Annotated in this window: 14 protein-coding genes and 1 pseudogene; 5 read left to right on the plus strand and 10 right to left on the minus strand. The window is 68.4% G+C overall.

The features are described from left to right. From ACESK8_RS05400 to ACESK8_RS05420, 5 genes and pseudogenes are all read right to left on the minus strand, one after another. Positions 1-373, minus strand: a pseudogene (locus ACESK8_RS05400) (DNA-directed RNA polymerase subunit beta); the annotation flags it as partial. Positions 374-603: 230 nt separating this feature from the next. Beyond that, positions 604-2,310, minus strand: coding sequence for an ABC transporter ATP-binding protein (locus ACESK8_RS05405; protein ID WP_372967633.1), 1,707 nt, complete (start codon positions 2,308-2,310; stop codon positions 604-606). Beyond that, entirely contained in the window at positions 2,307-3,272 is a 966-nt protein-coding gene (locus tag ACESK8_RS05410) for an ABC transporter permease (RefSeq protein ID WP_372967634.1), read from the minus strand. Before ACESK8_RS05410 ends, ACESK8_RS05405 begins: the two co-directional genes overlap by 4 nt. Positions 3,273-3,306: 34 nt before the next feature. Beyond that, the gene (locus tag ACESK8_RS05415; RefSeq protein ID WP_372967635.1) at positions 3,307-4,311 is read right to left on the minus strand and encodes an ABC transporter permease; all 1,005 of its coding nucleotides are present in this window, start codon (positions 4,309-4,311) and stop codon (positions 3,307-3,309) included. Positions 4,312-4,396: 85 nt separating this feature from the next. Beyond that, positions 4,397-6,070, minus strand: coding sequence for an ABC transporter substrate-binding protein (locus ACESK8_RS05420; protein ID WP_372967636.1), 1,674 nt, complete (start codon positions 6,068-6,070; stop codon positions 4,397-4,399). 169 nt (positions 6,071-6,239) lie between these two features. On the opposite strand from ACESK8_RS05420, the gene ACESK8_RS05425 reads away from it, so the two are divergent. Continuing rightward, complete coding sequence (locus tag ACESK8_RS05425; RefSeq protein WP_372967637.1) at positions 6,240-7,160, plus strand: sugar kinase; 921 nt, start codon at positions 6,240-6,242, stop codon at positions 7,158-7,160. A gap of 35 nt (positions 7,161-7,195) precedes the next feature. Here the strand turns inward: ACESK8_RS05425 and ACESK8_RS05430 are convergent, their stop codons facing one another. Genes ACESK8_RS05430 through ACESK8_RS05450 form a run of 5 tightly spaced genes read right to left on the minus strand, consistent with a single transcriptional unit; the run spans position 7,196 to position 12,702 of the window. After that, entirely contained in the window at positions 7,196-8,062 is an 867-nt protein-coding gene (locus tag ACESK8_RS05430; protein ID WP_372967638.1) for a MurR/RpiR family transcriptional regulator, read from the minus strand. A 14-nt stretch (positions 8,063-8,076) separates the two neighbouring features. Next, entirely contained in the window at positions 8,077-9,591 is a 1,515-nt protein-coding gene (locus ACESK8_RS05435) for a glycoside hydrolase family 3 protein (RefSeq protein WP_372967639.1), read from the minus strand. After that, the gene (locus tag ACESK8_RS05440) at positions 9,588-10,421 is read right to left on the minus strand and encodes a carbohydrate ABC transporter permease (protein WP_060928592.1); all 834 of its coding nucleotides are present in this window, start codon (positions 10,419-10,421) and stop codon (positions 9,588-9,590) included. The genes ACESK8_RS05435 and ACESK8_RS05440 overlap by 4 nt, the downstream gene beginning before the upstream one ends. Continuing rightward, positions 10,418-11,395: a carbohydrate ABC transporter permease gene (locus tag ACESK8_RS05445; RefSeq protein ID WP_372967640.1), complete on the minus strand. Its 978-nt coding sequence runs from the start codon at positions 11,393-11,395 to the stop codon at positions 10,418-10,420. The genes ACESK8_RS05440 and ACESK8_RS05445 overlap by 4 nt, the downstream gene beginning before the upstream one ends. Positions 11,396-11,409: 14 nt before the next feature. After that, positions 11,410-12,702 carry a sugar ABC transporter substrate-binding protein gene (locus tag ACESK8_RS05450; protein WP_372967641.1) on the minus strand — a complete coding sequence of 431 codons (1,293 nt, stop codon included), beginning with the start codon at positions 12,700-12,702 and terminating at the stop codon, positions 11,410-11,412. Between the two features lie 143 nt (positions 12,703-12,845). Between ACESK8_RS05450 and ACESK8_RS05455 the strand changes: the two genes are divergently transcribed. The 4 genes from ACESK8_RS05455 to ACESK8_RS05470 all read left to right on the plus strand — a co-directional run bounded on the left by ACESK8_RS05455 (position 12,846) and on the right by ACESK8_RS05470 (position 16,171). Then, a complete protein-coding gene (locus ACESK8_RS05455) occupies positions 12,846-14,099 on the plus strand; it encodes an LCP family protein (RefSeq protein WP_372967642.1) in 1,254 nt (417 codons plus the stop codon). Between the two features lie 17 nt (positions 14,100-14,116). Beyond that, positions 14,117-14,977, plus strand: coding sequence for a spermidine synthase (locus ACESK8_RS05460; RefSeq protein ID WP_372967643.1), 861 nt, complete (start codon positions 14,117-14,119; stop codon positions 14,975-14,977). A gap of 131 nt (positions 14,978-15,108) precedes the next feature. After that, positions 15,109-15,636, plus strand: a complete 528-nt coding sequence (locus ACESK8_RS05465) for a hypothetical protein (protein WP_372967644.1) — start codon at positions 15,109-15,111, stop codon at positions 15,634-15,636. Between the two features lie 46 nt (positions 15,637-15,682). Then, on the plus strand, positions 15,683-16,171 hold the full coding sequence (locus tag ACESK8_RS05470) for a SprT-like domain-containing protein (protein WP_372967645.1): 489 nt from the start codon (positions 15,683-15,685) through the stop codon (positions 16,169-16,171). The last annotated feature ends 22 nt before the right edge of the window (positions 16,172-16,193 follow it).

The following is a 16,193-nucleotide window of genomic DNA, read 5'->3' on the forward strand; positions in this document are numbered from 1 at the left end:
CCTCGACGTACAGCGGAGCGGCGTAGGTCTTGCCACGCTCCTTGCACTCCTCGATCGAGTACTTCTCCGGCTCGAGGTACGGGTTCGTGAACGACAGCTGCATCGTCTCGCCGAGGTCCTCGATCGGAGAGATCTCCTCGAAGATCTCGCCGAGACCGCTGTTCTCGTTCACGTCGGTGCGGCCGGCCTTCTTGGCCTCTGCGACTCGAGCCTTCCAGGCGTCGTTGCCGACGAGCCATCCGAAGGATTCCGTCTGCAGAGCGAGAAGGTCAGGGACCGTCAGCGTGTCGGAGATCTTGGCGAACGAAAGACGGGATGCTCCGCGTCCGTTCTTGGTGGTGGTGGATGTGGATGCGTTGCGAGCAGCAGCCAAGGGAATAACCTCCGTGAGCCCCGCAGGGCTTCTCGATTCCTTTGTCGTCAGGTGGAGTGTGCGCCCGAATGCTCAACGAGCTGCCGACCACCATATGAGGGCAGGGAGAAGCGAGCGCAACTACCAACTATACGCAGGATCTTGCGACATGGCAAGCTCGATCCTTGACCTTCTTCGGATGCTGCGGTAATGGCACCCGAAGAAGGTCGTGGACGCGTCGACTTCGCAGCTCAGGAGGCGATGTTGAGCTCGTTGCCGGGGATCGACGCCAGCAGCCGCCTGGTGTACGGATCGCGGGGGTTGGTGAAGATCTCCTCCGAGGAGGCCGCCTCGACCAGGGATCCGTCCTTCATCACGCACACGTAGTCGCTGATCAGTCGCACGACGGCCAGGTCATGCGAGATGAACAGGTAGCTGAGCCCGTACTCGGTCTGCAGGTCGCCGAGCAGCGTGAGGATCTGGTCCTGTACGAGCACGTCGAGCGCGGACACCGGCTCGTCGCACACGATCAGTTCGGGCGAGAGCGCGAGCGCGCGGGCGATCGCGACGCGCTGACGCTGACCTCCCGACAGCTCCGACGGATAGCGCCGCAGCATCGACTGCGGCAGCGCCACGTCGTCGAGCAGCTGCCGGACGCGCTTGCGCCGATCGGAACCGCTCCCCCGCTTGTAGAAGTCCAGGGGCTCGGAGATCAGGCGCTCGATCGTGAACATCGGGTTCAGGCTCGAGTACGGGTCCTGGAAGATCGGCTGCACCTTCTGCCGGAAGTCGCGCGTCTCCGCTCGACTCAGCGAGGCGACGTCCTTGCCCTCGTAACGGATGAGACCGCTCGTCGGCTCGATGATCTTCAGCAGCATCCGTGCGGTCGTGGTCTTGCCCGACCCCGACTCGCCCACGATCGCGACCGTCTCGCCCCGCGGGATCGCGAGCGACACGTCGTCGACGGCGACGAAGTCCTCCTTCTGCCCTCTGACCGGGTAGACCTTGGTGAGGTGCTCGATCTCGACGATGTTGTCCGCGGACTCCGGCATGGCCGCCGCATCCACCGCCGCATCCTGCTCCGCGTCCGGCGCGCTCGCGCGCTCCTCGGTGCGGAACGCCTCCGGCCGCAGCCGAGCGACGGCCACCGACGGCGCCGCCTGCACGAGCGACTGCGTGTACGGATGCTGCGGGTCCTCGAGGATCTGCTTCGCAGGCCCCTGCTCGACGACCTTGCCCCGATGCATCACGATGACGCGCTCCGCCCGCTCCGCGGCCAGCCCCAGGTCGTGGGTGATGAGGAGCACGGCGGTGCCGAGCTCCCGCGTCATCTCGGCGATCTGATCGAGGATGGTTTGCTGCACCGTGACGTCGAGAGCGCTCGTGGGCTCGTCGGCGATCAGCAGGCGCGGCTTGCAGGCGAGGCCGATCGCGATCAGCGCGCGCTGCCGCATCCCGCCCGAGAACTCGTGCGGATACTGCTTCGCGCGACGCTCGGGGTCGGGGAGGCCCGCGGCGGTGAGCGCCTCGACCGCCTTCTCCTGCACGTTCTGCCTCGTCGCGAGACCGTGCGCGAGCAGAGTCTCCGCCACCTGGGTGCCGATCTTGGCGACCGGGTTCAGGTTCGACATCGGATCCTGAGGGACGAGACCGATGTCCCGCCCGCGGATCATCCGCAGCTCGCTCTCGGGAGCGCGGGTGATGTCCTTGCCGTCGAGGCGGATGCTGCCGCCTGCCACCCGCCCACCACCGGCCAGCAGGCCGATGATCGCCATCGCGGTCGTCGACTTGCCCGAGCCCGACTCCCCCACGATCGCCACGGTCTGCCCCGGTGCGATCTCGAGGTCGACTCCCTCGACGGCGTGCACGACGCCGTCCATCGTGGCGAAGTCGACCGCCAGCCCTTCGACGGACAGCAGCGGGGCGTCCGTCGTCTGATTCTCTCTCGCAGCGTTCATCGTGCTCTCGTCCTCGGGTCCATGGCCTCGCGCAGCGCCTCACCGAACAGGGTGAAGCCGAGCGCGGTGACCGCGATGCAGATACCGGGCAGGAACGCCAGCCACGGTGCGATGGCGAGCTCCGCCTGCGCGTAGGTCAGCATGCGACCCCATTCCGCGGTCTCCGGGCGTCCTCCGCCGAGGCCGAGGAACGACAGGGCGGCCGCGTCGATGACGGCGGTGGCCAGCGTCAGCGTCCCCTGCACGATGACAGGTCCGATCGCGTTGGGAAGCACGTGCGACATGGTGATCTGCCCGCGACCGAGCCCCAGCGTCTGGGCGGAGAGCACGTAGTCGCTCGATCGCTGCTGCAGCATGGACGCGCGCAGGAGCCGGGCGAAGATCGGCACCTGCGAGGCGCCGATCGCGATCATCACGGCGAACGGGGTCTGACCGAGGATCGCGGCGATCGAGACCGCCAGCAGAAGGTTCGGCACCGACAGGATGATGTCGACGACGCGCATGATGAGCGTGTCGACCCACCCGCCGAAGGTGCCCGCGAGGAGTCCGAGGATCATGCCGCCGACCAGACCGAGCGCGGTCGAGATCACGCCGATCAGCAGCGACGCCTGCGCACCCCAGATGAGCTTGGAGAGCACATCGCCGCCGAAGCGGTCGAGCCCGAGGGGGAACGCCGGGAGCTCCCCCGGGCCCGGGATGTGCGTCGGCGTGATGTACTTCGCGCCGGGCAACGCCGTCTCGGGGTACGGGGCGAGCAGCGGCGCGAGCACCGAGACGAGGACGAACACCAGCACGATGCCGGCGCCGATCCAGGCTGTCGGGTTGCGGCGGAGGCGGCGGAACACGTCGCGCCAGAATCCGCCGGGCCCCTCCTTGAGGCCCGCCTGATTGACGGCGACAGTGTCGACGACCGAGCCGCTCGCCGCGGACGGTCCCTGCGCGGGTGGGAGCGAGATGGTCATGACGCCACCCTCTTTCGGAGAACGAGACGGGACATCACTGCACCCGCACTCTCGGATCGATGAAGCTGTAGGACACGTCGACCGCCAGGTTGATCAGCGCGTAGGCGATCGCGATGAAGATGATGAATCCCTGCAGCACGGGGAAGTCCCGTGTGAAGATCGCTCTCGCGAGGAACGATCCGATGCCGGGGAACGCGAACACGGTCTCCGTGAGCACGGCTCCCGAGATCAGGAGCCCGGTCTGCAGACCGATCGTCGTGATCACCGGCAGCATCGCGTTGCGGAGGATGAAGCGGCTGCGCAACGTCGACGAGCCGACGCCCTTCGCCCTTCCCGTGCGCACGTAGTCCGCGTTCTGCACCTCGAGCACGCTCGCCCTCGTGATGCGGACGATGATCGCGAGCGGGATGGTGCCGAGCGCGAGCGCCGGGAGGACCAGGTGCATGAGGGCATCCCAGGAGGCGTCGAACTCGCCGGTGATGATGCCGTCCCAGACATAGAAACCCGTCGGATGGGTGGCGTCTATTCGAGGGTTCTGCCTGCCGTCCGACGGCAGCCAGCCGAGCTGCACCGCGAACACGTACTTGAGGATGAACGCCAGGAAGAACACCGGGATGGTGATGCCCACGAGGCTCAGGACCACGGACGCGTGGTCGGTGAACTTCCCGTGCCGCCTGGCCGCCCAGTACCCGAGCGGGATGCCGACGCCGACCGCGAAGATGAGCGCGACGACGCTCAGTTCGATGGTCGCAGGGAAGCGCCGGAGGAACTCCTCCACGACGGGCCGGTTCGTCTGGATGGACGTCCCGAAGTCGCCCTGCAGGAGTCGGCCGACCCAGATGAAGTACTGCTCGATGAGCGGCTTGTTGAAGCCGTAGAGCTCGTTGACCCTCGCGATGGCCTCGGGCGTCGCCTTCTCACCGAGAAGCGCGACCGCCGGGCCGCCGGGGAGGGCCCTGACCCAGGCGAACAGCAGGATGCTGAGGCCGATCAGAGTGGGGATGAGGAAAAGCAGTCGCCTGCCGATGGTGCGCAGCAAGAGGTCTCCGTTGTCAGAACGTACGCCGGTCCCGGGCCTCCGCGGCGAGCGCGGAGACCCGGGTGGGCATCTCAGTCGGTCAGACCTACTTGGTGAGGACGATGTCCGTGAAGACCTCGTCGTTCACCGGGCTGGCGGGGTAGCTCTCGACACGCGAGTCGAATGCCAGGGTGGGCGCGGGGTGCGCGAGCGGCACACCGGGGATGAACTCCGCGACCATCTCGTTGATGTCCTCGTAGAGGGCCGTCTGGTCCTCGAGGTTCGAGACACCGCGCGCCTCGGTCAGCGCCTGGAACAGCTCGGGGTTGTCGAAGCCCCACTCCGAGCTCTTCTGGCCGAAGAACACGCCGACGAAGTTGTCGGTGTCGTTGTAGTCGCCGGTCCAGCCCAGGAGGTGGATGCCGTGGTCGGACGTGCCGGTGGTGCGGTCGAGGTACTCGACCCACTCCTCCGAGACCGGGGTGGTCTCGACGCCGACCTCGGACAGCTGCGACGAGAGGACCGTGAAGATCTGCTCGGGGTCCGGCATGTACGGACGCGAGACGTTGACCGGGTAGTTGAAGGTCAGCTTCAGCGGGTTGGACTCGTCGTAGCCCGCCTCGGCGAGGAGCTCCTTGGCCTTCTCGGGGTCGTAGTCGTACGTGGTGACGTCCGGGTTGTAGCCGTTGACGACCTCGGGGACGAACTGGGTCGCCTTCTCGGTGCCCTCGGGCAGGACCTGGCTGATCAGCGCATCCTTGTCGACCGCGTACGAGAGCGCCTCGCGGACCTTGGGGTCCTGCAGCTCGGGAAGGGCCTGGTTGAACGCCAGGTACAGGATCGTGAACGGAGGACGCGACACCATCGTGAAGCCGTCGTCCTCGAGAGCCTTCGTGTCGGCCGGTCCGACGAGGTCGTACCCGTCGATCGAGCCGGACTCGAGTGCCTGGCGGCGTGCGGTGGGGTCGTCGATCGTGCGGAAGATGATCTCGTCGATCTGCCCTGCCTCGCCCCAGTAGTCGTCGTAGGCCTTGAGCGTGACCTGCTCGCCCGGCGCCCACTCGTCGAACTGGTAGGGGCCGGTGCCGACCGGGTGACCCATCGCGTACTCGGACAGCACGGGCGCCTCGGCCGAGCCGCTGACGTCGTCTGCGCCGAACTCCTGCAGCGCCGACGGGCTCTGCATCGAGAAGGACGGCAGCGACAGCGACGCGACGAAACCGGCGAACGGCTTGTTCAGGTCGATGGTGACGGAGTAGTCGCCGTCGGGCGTGCAGGACTTGTAGACCGCGTCGGCGGCGTTCGCGGCGTAGCCCTTGAAGAGCTTGTTGTAGTAATAGCCGAATGCCTCGGAGGCGGCGAGACCGGTCCAGTTGAACCAGCGGTCGAAGTTCGCGCACACGGCTTCGGCGTTGAACGGCGTGCCGTCGTGGAAGGTGACGTCCTCCTTCAGCGTGAAGGTGTGGCTCATGCCGTCCTCCGACGACTCCCACTTCTCGGCCAGGAGGGGCGCGGGGTCAGCGGTGCCGGGCTTCGTGCCGACGAGGCCCTCGAAGATCTGACGGGAGACGCGGAAGCTCTCGCCGTCCTGGGCGAATGCCGGGTCGAGGCTGGCGGGGTCGGAGGATGCGGCGAACACGAACGTGCCGTCCACATCCCCAGAGCCCTCGGAGCCGCCGTCGCCGCGCTCGCTGGCGACGCATCCCGAGAGGACCAGCGCGGCGAGCGCTGCTCCGGTGACGGCGATGAGTCCTCGCCGACGCATGACTGTGTGGTGCATTGTGTGACCTTCCTGTCGAGCGCTGCAGTGCGCGTTCCGGAGGCGTCGTCGACTCCGGAAACGGTGATTCCTCGACGCTACCCAGTGGGCAGACCGATGCAAAACACCTCCAGGTTGCATTCCGGTATCGGATATTCTGCGTCGACGGCGATCCGGTAGTGTCCAGAACGTGCCCGACACGTCCCCACTCGCCGTCTGCCTGGGCGAGGGCCTGGTCTCCTTCGTCCCCGCGACCGCCGCCCCTCTCGAAGACGCCAGAACCTTCCATCGCTCGCTCGCCGGAGCGGAGTGGAACACCGCTATCGCCCTCGCATCCGCCGGCATCCGCGCGGCCGTCGTGTCCCGCGTCGGCGATGACGGCTTGGGGCGATTCCTCACCTCCGAGCTGCGCCGGCACGACGTCGACGACTCGGCGGTGGAGATCGACGCCGACTCCCCCACCGGTCTCTACGTGAAGGAGCTGTCACCGCGTCCTGACGGGTCGATCGACGGCACGATGCACTACTACCGTGCGGGATCGGCGGCGGCTCGGATGTCGCCGGCCATGCTCGCCGCTCCCCCGGCATCCGCTCTGCTGGCCGAGGCCGCGCTCGTGCACACGACCGGCATCACCCTCGCGCTCTCGGAGTCCGCGCGGGCCGCGCAGGATGCCGTGTTCGACCGGCCCCGCGACGGGCGGCTGCTGAGCTTCGACGTGAACTGGCGGCCCGCGCTGTGGCGCGGCCGCGAGGACGAGGGACGCGCCGTGATCGCCGACTTCGCGCGTCGTGCGGACATCGTCTTCTGCACGCGTCCGGACGCCGACGCCGTGTTCGGCACCGCCGAACCCGAGCGGCTGCGCGCGCTGTTCCCCGAGCCCCGGTACCTGCTCGCCACGAGCCCGGACGGCGCCGTCGCGTTCGACGGCGCCGAGCGCACGGACAGCCGCTCGCTCGATGTCCCCGTCGTCGAGTCGATCGGCGCGGGAGACGCGTTCGCCGCTGGATTCCTCGCCGGCGTGCTGACCGGCCTCTCCCTCACCGGGAGCCTTGCGAGGGCGCACCGGATCGCCACCAGGGCTCTCATCAGCACGAGGGATCACGTCGACTGACGACCGCCCGCGAGCAGCCGGTCGCTCCGATCAGGTCAGCGACGGCGTCGTGTCACCGCGGCGTCGTGCGTGAGCTGCAGCGGGATGACCACGGGTTCACCGCGGTGCTGCACCACCCGCACGAACAGGATGTCGACCAGTGCCAGCTGTGCGATGCGGCTCGACATCGCCGCCATCCGGAACGGGGACTCCTGCGCGTAGGTGAGCAGCACGATGTCGGCGGCCAGCGCGAGAGTCGAGTCCGGCGCGCTGGTGATGGCCACCGACAGCGCTCCCGCGTCCCTCGCGACCTCCACGGCTCGGACGACCTCCTGGGTCTCGCCGCCGTGGGAGAACGCGATCACCACGTCATCCTGATTGCGCAGCGATGCCGTCGTGAGCGCCAGGTGAGGATCGGCCGAGTGCGCGACCGAGCAGCCGATGCGCGCGAGCTTCTGCTGCAGGTCCTGCGCGGTGAGCGAGGACGCGGCCTGACCGAAGAGGTCGACATGCCGCGCGGCGACGACTGCCCGAGCGACGCGGTCCAGCGCATCCGCATCCAGCCCCCGCGCCGTCTTCTCGATCGCGTCGATCTCCTGCGAGGCGAGTTTGGCGGCGATCGCAGCCGGCTCGTCATCCGGGTCGATCTCGGTGGTGTCCAGCCCGAACCGGGCCTGCTGCGCCTGCGCGAGCGTGACGGTGCGGGCGACAGCCACCCTCAGTTCCCGATAGCCGCTGAAACCCAGGGACTGCGCGAAGCGGGCGACGGTCGACAGCGAGGTGTGGCACAGCTGGGCGAGGTCGTTGATGGCCAGGTCGACGACGAGCGTGGGGTCACCGAGTATCGTCTCCGCGACCCGTGCTTCGGCAGCACTCAGTCGGGGAACGGATCGGCGCACCAGCGCGAGAACATCGGCGTCCACGGTGTCATCCTGCCTCAGTCGGGCTGTCCTGCACCGTCCGGCGGAAGATCGGCGCGGCGCGGCGACCCCTTCAGCAGGCGCGATCTGGCCGCCTGAGCGCCGATTCTGCTGGCCGCGCCCACCTCGACGACGGGCAGCGGAAGCTCGCGGCGAGCCGGCAGACCGACGTTCACGACGACCGCTTCGGGGTCGCGCACGGCTGCCCGTTCGACGAGCGCGCGCTGGGCTTCGTCCGCGTCCGGTCGGTCCAGCAGGATCACCGTCAATCCGTCGGCGGCCACGGCCGCGTCGAGAGCGGCGTCCTGCTCGTCGAGCGACGCCCTGGCGACGTCGAGGCGCACGCGGTGGCCGTCCTCGGCCAGGGCCTCGGCGACGTAGGCGCCCGCGCTGTCGACCGCGAGAGTCGAGCGACGACGGGCATCGACGACGGCGAGCGCCGCCTCATCCGCCGTCGCCCCCGTGATCGCGCGGTCGACGATCTCGCGCGCGTCGTAGTCCGCGACCGGCGACTCTGCGGTCGCCCTCGTGCGGAGCAGTTGGGACAGAGCCGCGACCCGCCGCGCGGCCTGCTCGACCCGAGCACGGCTCAGCGAGCCGTCGAGCAGTGCCGCGACGATGCCGTCGCGGGCGTCGAGGTAGTCGCGCCTGTCCTGATCCGCCAGCGCGGCCTCGCCCGGATTCGTCGGGTTGCCGATGCACAGCAGATCCGTGCCGGCGGCGAGCGCGAGGGCTGCCCCACGACCGATCCCGACGGTCTCCCTGATCGCCGCCATGTCGAGGGCGTCGGAGATGATCACTCCGTCGAAGCCCCAGTCGCGCAGCATCCCGAGCACCCGAGGATTCAGCGTCGCGGGTGCGGCTCCCCACGCCGGGACGACGATGTGGGCGGTCATGATCGCATCGACTCCCGCAGCGATCGCCGCGCGGAACGGTGCGAGATGCACGCGCTCGAACTCGTCGAGGTCGAGAGAGATCTCCGGGAGAGCATGGTGCGAGTCGACGTGCGTGTCACCGTGGCCGGGGAAGTGCTTGACACAGGCCGCCGCCGGGCCGCTCTGGATGCCGGCCACGGCCGCCCGCACATGGCGGGAGACGAGGGCCTCGTCGCTGCCGAACGAGCGCACTCCGATCACGGGATTGCGCGGGTCGGTGTTGACATCGGCGACCGGCCCGAGCACGACGTTCGCGCCGACCTCGGCCACGCGGCGAGCGAGCTCGGCCCCCGTCATCCTGGTGGCGTCGACGTCGTCGAGCGTGCCGAGCTGCGCGGCGCCCGGGAGTGTGGATCCTGTGGCGGACTCCAGGCGGGTGACGCTGCCGCCCTCCTCGTCGACGCCGATCAGGGCATCCGGATTCGCCTCTCGGATCCGCGCGCTCATCTCGGCGAGGCCGTCTCCGATGTTCTGCCCGAAGTAGACGACACCGGCCAGGCCGTCGCCCAGTTCGTCGAGCAGCCACGCGGGCGGCTCGGTGCCGAAGAAGCCCGGCCAGAGCACTCCGTTGGCGAGACGGGCGAGGTCGTCGCTCATCCCTTCACCGCACCCGCGACCATGCCGGCGGAGAGCCGACGCTGCACGATCACGAAGAACACCATGACCGGGATCGTGATGATCGTGGAGGCCGCCATGATGCTGCCCCAGTCGTTCGAGTGCAGCCCGAAGAACGACTTCAGACCGATCGACACCGTGTACTGATCGGTGGCGCTGCCGAGGATCGTCATGGCGAAGATGAACTCGTTCCACGCCGTGATGAAGCTGAAGATGCTCGTCGCGACGAGACCGGGCATCACGAGCGGCAGGAGGATCGAGCGGAACATCCGCCACCAGCTGGCGCCGTCGATGTACGCGGCCTCCTCGAGCTCGACCGGGACGGCTGCGACGAATCCGCGCAGCATCCAGATCCCGAAGGCGAGCGAGAGGGCGACGTACACGACCATCAGTCCGAGGATGCTGTTGAGCAGACCGAGGCTCTTGACCTGCAGGAACAGCGGGATGACGAGTGCCTCCAACGGCACCATCTGCACCACGAGGATCATCATCAGGATCGTGGTGCGGAATTTGAAGCGGAATCGCGCCACGGCCACCGCGGCGAGCAGGCAGACCAGGGCGCTGACCAGGACGGTGACGACCGCCACGATCGCGGAGTTGCGCAGGTACGTGCCGAATCCGCCGTCGGTCAGCACGAAGGCGAAGTTGTCGAACGTGAACTCCTGCGGCAGCAGCGACTGCCCGCCGCTGGAGGCCTTCGCATCGAGCGCGCTGGAGACCATCCAGTACACGGGGAACAGCGTGAAGATCAGGACGGCGGCGATCGCGATGCCGGTCCCGACGCGCGACATGACAGACGGGCGCGGGTTCACAGCTCGTCCTCCTTCATGAGGGAGCGGATGTACACGATCGTGATGCCGATCAGCACGAGGGTGAGCAGCACGGCGAGCGCGGCGCCGAAGCCGTAGCGGTTCTGGCCGAAGGATTCGACGTACGACCAGACGCCGAGGTTCAGCACCGAGCGGTTGCCGCCGCCTCCACCGGGCATCAGGTAGACCTGCGCGAAGACCTTGAAGTCCCAGATCGTCGACAGGATGATGACCACCGAGAAGACCGGCTTGAGGGTCGGGAAGATGATCTTCCAGAACCGCATCCAGGCGTTCGCGCCGTCGAGGGCGGCCGCCTCGAGCATCTCCTTCGAGACCCCGAGGAGACCGGCGAGCACCGTGATCGCGACGAACGGGAAGCCGTGGTGCACGACGTTCAGCAGCACGATCGCATAGAACGACCACTGATTGGTGAACCAGTTCACCGGGTCGTCCATCAGGCCGAGGTCCTGCAGGACCGTGTTGAAGATGCCGCGGTCGGCATCGAAGATGAAGGTCCAGACGTAGGTCCCGGTGACGGCGGGCATCGCCCAGGCCACCATGATGCAGCTGGAGACGATGGTGCGCCACACGGTGCCGAGCTTCGCCAGCAGCAGCGCGACGAGCGTGCCCACGGCGACGGTGACGAACACGGCGACGGCGGCGAAGCCCACCGTGTTCGGGAGCACGACCGTCCACAGCGTCGGGTCGGTGAGCGCCTCGACGTAGTTGTCGACGCCGATCCAGTTGCTCTCGCCGGTGTTGATCTCGCGCAGACCGTAGTCCTGCAGCGAGTAGATGACCACCTGGATCAGCGGCCACAGCATGAGCACCGCGAGGATGGCCAGACCGGGGGCGAGAAGGAGCCAGGGGCGGGCCGTGATCAGCGAGAGACCCCGCTTGGGCGGCCGGCCGCCGGCCACGGAGGCGGAGGTGGACTCCGTCTTCGTGGCCGGCAGCGGCGCGTGCACCATCGACATGAAGGGATGCAGCCTTACTTGTTGAGCAGCTCGGTCATCTCGGCGGCGGCATCCTTCGTCGCGGCGGCGACGTCCTTCTGCCCGCTGAGGATGGCCTGGATCATCGAGTTGGTGGTCTTCTTCGCCTGCACGGCTCCGAAGTTCGGGGTGACCGGCACCGAGGCGCCGCCTTCCACCATCTGCTGCGCGAACGGAGCGACGAGCGGGTCGGTCGAGGCGAGCGCCTCCTCCATCGCGGACTGGACGCCGGGGAAGTAGCCGGTCTCGTCCGCCCACTTCTCGGCGAACTCGCCCGTGGTCATGAGCTTGACGAACTCCCACGCGAGGTCGGCGTTCTTGGTCGTGTTGAAGACCGAGAGGTGCGATCCGCCGAGCACGGAGGGCGCGATGCCGCCGTCCTCGCCCGGGATCACGGCAGCGCCGATCTTGCCCTCGAGGTCGGGGTTCGCCTCGATGAGCGCCTTCGGGGTCCAGGAGCCCGACAGCATCATGGCGACGTTGCCCTGGGTGAACGCGTCACGGAGGTCGGTCTCCTTCCAGGTGGTCGCGCCTGCGGAGGAGAAGCCGTGCTCGGTGGCGAGTCCGGTGTAGAACTCGATGCCGGCCTGCGACTCGTCGCTGTCGAGCTCGCTCGTCCAGGTCTTGCCGTCGAGCGTCGCGACCTCGCCGCCCGCGCCCCAGACCCAGGGGTAGACCTGGAACTCGGCGTCACCGGCGACGGGGAAGGGCAGCATGTCGGGCTTGGCGGCCTTGATGGCCTCACCCGCGGTGACGATGTCGTCCCACGTCTTCGGCGCCTCGAGTCCGAGCTCCTCGAACACGTCGGTGCGGTAGACGATCGAACGGACACCGGCGTACCACGGCATGCCGTAGAGGCTGTCGTCGTAGGTGCCGGCTTCCGCGAGACCCTCGACGAGGTCCTTGCGCAGGCCCTTCTCGGCGTCGACGTACTCGTCGAGCTCCTCGAGCGCGCCGGCGTCGGCGAACTCGGCGGTCCAGGTGGTGCCGGTCTCGGCGATGTCGGGCGTGGTGCCGCCGGCGATCGAGGTCACGAAGCGATCGTGAGCATCCGCCCACTGGATCTCCTCGATCTTGACCGTCGCACCGGTCTCCTCTTCGAAGGCCGCGGACACCTCGTCGTAGAACGCGGTCGCGTCGGGGTTCGTGCCCTTCATGATCCAGACGGTGAGCTCCTGGCCCTCTCCGTCGACGGCTCCGCCGTTGTCGCCGCCACCGCCGGCACAGGCCGCCAGGCCCAGGGTGGCCACGGCGCCGAGCGCCACGACCGGAAGAATGCGCTTGTGCATCAGGGATCTCCTCTTTGAACGTCCTGGCGGCATCGGGTGCCTACCACGTAGGAAAAAGTATTCATCACTAACTAATTCCCTGCAAGTTATTCTCAGAAACGTCATGCGGCCGTAACATCGCAGCTCACGGGTAGGCTCTGCGCATGTCAGGGGCCCTCGACGACGCGAATCGCGCCACGGTCGCGCGCCATGCCGACCTGCCGACGCCGACCGCGATGTCCACGTTCCTCCGACTCCTCGGAGTGGCTCTCGGCGTACTCATCGTCTCATCCGTCGCGGTGGCGAGCTTCATCGTCATCGACGTGCTGAACCGCGTCGGAGACGGCGCCGTCGCCCTCGAGGACGACGCCGAAGTGGCACCGCCTTCCCTCGGCGCGTATCCGAGCGACAAGGCGTTCAACGTCCTCATCGTCGGCACCGACGAGTGCGGGGCCGTGTCGACGAAGCTGCTCGGCGAACGCTGCGAGAAGAGCGACGAGGGCAGCCGCAATGACGTGAACCTCCTCGTCCACGTCTCCGCCGCGCCGCGCAATGTCACGGTCGTCTCCTTCCCGCGCGACCTGGGCGTCGAGGTCCCGGAGTGCGCCAGGGCCGACGGGTCGACGGCATCCGCGATGGAGAAGGCTCCGATCAACTCGCTCTTCGACCACGCGGGAGTGTCGTGCATCGCGAAGACGGTGAGCGACCTCAGCGGACTGCCGATCGAGTTCGCGGCCAAGATCAGCTTCGACGGTGTGATCGCGATCACCGATGCGATCGGCGGAGTCGAGGTGTGCGTCGCCGGCGACGGCATCCACGACACCCTCGCCGGCATCGATCTGCCGGTCGGCACCCACACGGTCTCCGGCGCCAGCGCCCTCGCGTTCATCCGCACGAGGCATGGAGTCGGTGACGAGAGCGATCTGGCGCGCATCTCGAATCAGCAGCAGTACATGTCGCGGCTGGCCAGGAAGGTGCTGAGCGCGGAGACGCTGACGGACCCCGGAAAGGTGCTGCGGCTGATGAACACCGTGGCCGACAACATCGTGCCCAGCGAGTCGCTCAGCAACGCCCTCACCCTCAGCCAGCTCGCGCTGGCCCTCAAGGACGTGGAGTTCTCGGACTTCGTGTTCGTGCAGTACCCGAACGTCGAGGACCCGGACGACAGCGACAAGGTGGTGCCGGACTACGACGCCGCCGCTCCCCTGTGGGCGGCGCTCACCGCCGGGAAGCCGATCGCCCTGTCCGGCGACGTGGCGACGCACCGGAGCGTGGAGCTCGCGACGCCGCCGCCGTCCTCCGCGCCGCCGACCGCGGACCCGACCGATGCACCGCAGGCGCGTGCGACGCTGCCGCCGGAGATCTCGGGCCAGAGCGTCGAGCAGGAGACCTGCTCGGTCGGGAACCAGGCGGAATGAGCGCGTAGTCTCGGAGCATGGGCAGGACGCGAGCACGAGACACCGAGCATCCGCAGGCCCGGCTCGACCACGGCGGCATCGCGCGCATCGTGCCGTCGGACTTCACGAGCGGCTTCGAGCTCATCGTCGATGACACGCCTCAGTCGCACGTCGACCTCGACGATCCCACCCACCTGCACTTCGAGTACATCGTGCGCATGGGCGCCGTGATCGACCAGCTGCCCGCCGGCCCTCTCACAGCCGTCCATCTGGGGGCGGGCGCCCTCACGATCCCCCGGTACATCGAGGCGACGCGACCGGGCTCCCGGCAGCAGGTTGTGGAGCTGGAGGCTCCCCTGGCAGCCCTCGTCCGCGAGCATCTGCCGCTCCCGCGCGGAGCGGCCATCAGACTGCGCATCGGGGACGCACGGGAGGGCGTGCGCCGACTGCCGCCGGCCATCGTGGGTGCCTGCGATCTCGTGGTCTCCGACGTGTACTCCGGCGCTCAGACCCCCGCGCACCTCACCAGCCTCGAGTTCTACCGGGAGCTCGAGGAGCTCCTCTCCCCCGGCGGCGTGCTGCTGGTCAACGTGGCCGACGGCCCCGGACTCGCGTTCGCGCGCCGACAGGTCGCGACGATCGCCGAGGTGCTGCCCGAGATCGGCGTCCTCGCCGACACCCAGGTGCTCAAAGGCCGACGCTTCGGAAACCTCGTGATCGCCGCATCGACCGCGCCGCTTCCGACCGAATGGCTGCCGCGGATGCTGGCGGCGGGTCCCCACCCGGCGAAGATCGCCCAGGGCGCAGAGGTCACGGCATTCGTGCAGGGTGCGCGGGTCGTGACGGATGCGGATGCGGTCGCCTCGCCGCGCCCTGACGCCTCGCTGTTCCTGCGCTGATCGCCCCGCCCCCGCCGATCCGGCTCTCCGACATCTCGTCGACATCGGATGCGAGCGCCAGGGGCGTGCCGCCCCTCGCCTCACGCCGAGCCGAGGCACACTGGAGTGGGGACCGGTGCGGAAGGAGAGCAATGAGTTTCATCCGAGGGTACGACCAGGAGACGCTGCGCGAGCTGGTCGATCTCGATGAATGTGCGGCACGACTCGCGGAGATCGAGGGTCAGCGGAGCCTTCCTGCGCTGCTCGAACGCGTCTGGCTCCTCAAGGTCCTGGATCGACTGGACGAGGCACTCCCCCTGGCGGACGAGGCGGTCCGCCAGTCGCGCATGGCGGGCACCCGAAAGGACGTGCTCCGCGCCCGCGTGCTGCACGCCACGATCCTCCAGCACCGTGGAGCGCACGCCGCGGCGGAGCAGGAGCTCGCCACCTGCGCCTCGGAGGCGGAAGGACAGCGCTGGGCATCCATCGCCGCGTTCGCCCACCACCACCACGGCCGCAACGCGTACGAGGCCGGTGACTATGAGACGGCTCGCGAGAGCTTCAAGCAGTCGCTGTTCCTGCGCCGCGAGGCGGGAGCGCAGGACCGCGAGCTCGAGACCGTGCTGCTCGCGATCGAGGCGGCGGAGCGCCGCCGGACGTCGCAGCTCGTCGCCGGCTGACGCGCCTCTGCACCGCGATGTCGGCGGTATGGCTTAGCCTGATCGCATGGCGGAACTTGACCGGGTGCGCGTCTGGGGCGAAGCACTGATCACGCTGCACCTCGACGACAGCTGGTCGTTCGGATTCGACAACGCGAAGCGGCGAGCCGGGCAGTGCGACTACACCCGCAAGCGCATCACGGTGTCGCGGTATCTGGCGGCTCGATTCGAGGACGACGAGATTCACCAGGTGCTCCTGCACGAGGTCGCGCATGCGCTCGCCGGACACGAAGCAGCCCATGGCCCCGCTTGGAAGCGCGTGGCGAGAGACCTCGGCTACGTCGGCGGCACGACCCACCACGGCGAGACCGCGGTCGAGCTCGCCCCGTGGGTGGGCGAATGCCCGGTCGGTCACGTCACCTACCGCCACCGCCGACCCGGGCGCGCCACGTCGTGCGCCCGCTGCTCACGCTCCTACGACGCTCGGTACCTGTTCGCCTGGACCCGACGCGAGATCACGGCCGACACCAAGCTCGCCGCGCAGATGTCCCGCTGATCAGCGGGCTGTCGCGAGCCGC

Source organism: Microbacterium sp., from assembly GCF_041641055.1.
GTDB lineage: Bacteria > Actinomycetota > Actinomycetes > Actinomycetales > Microbacteriaceae > Microbacterium.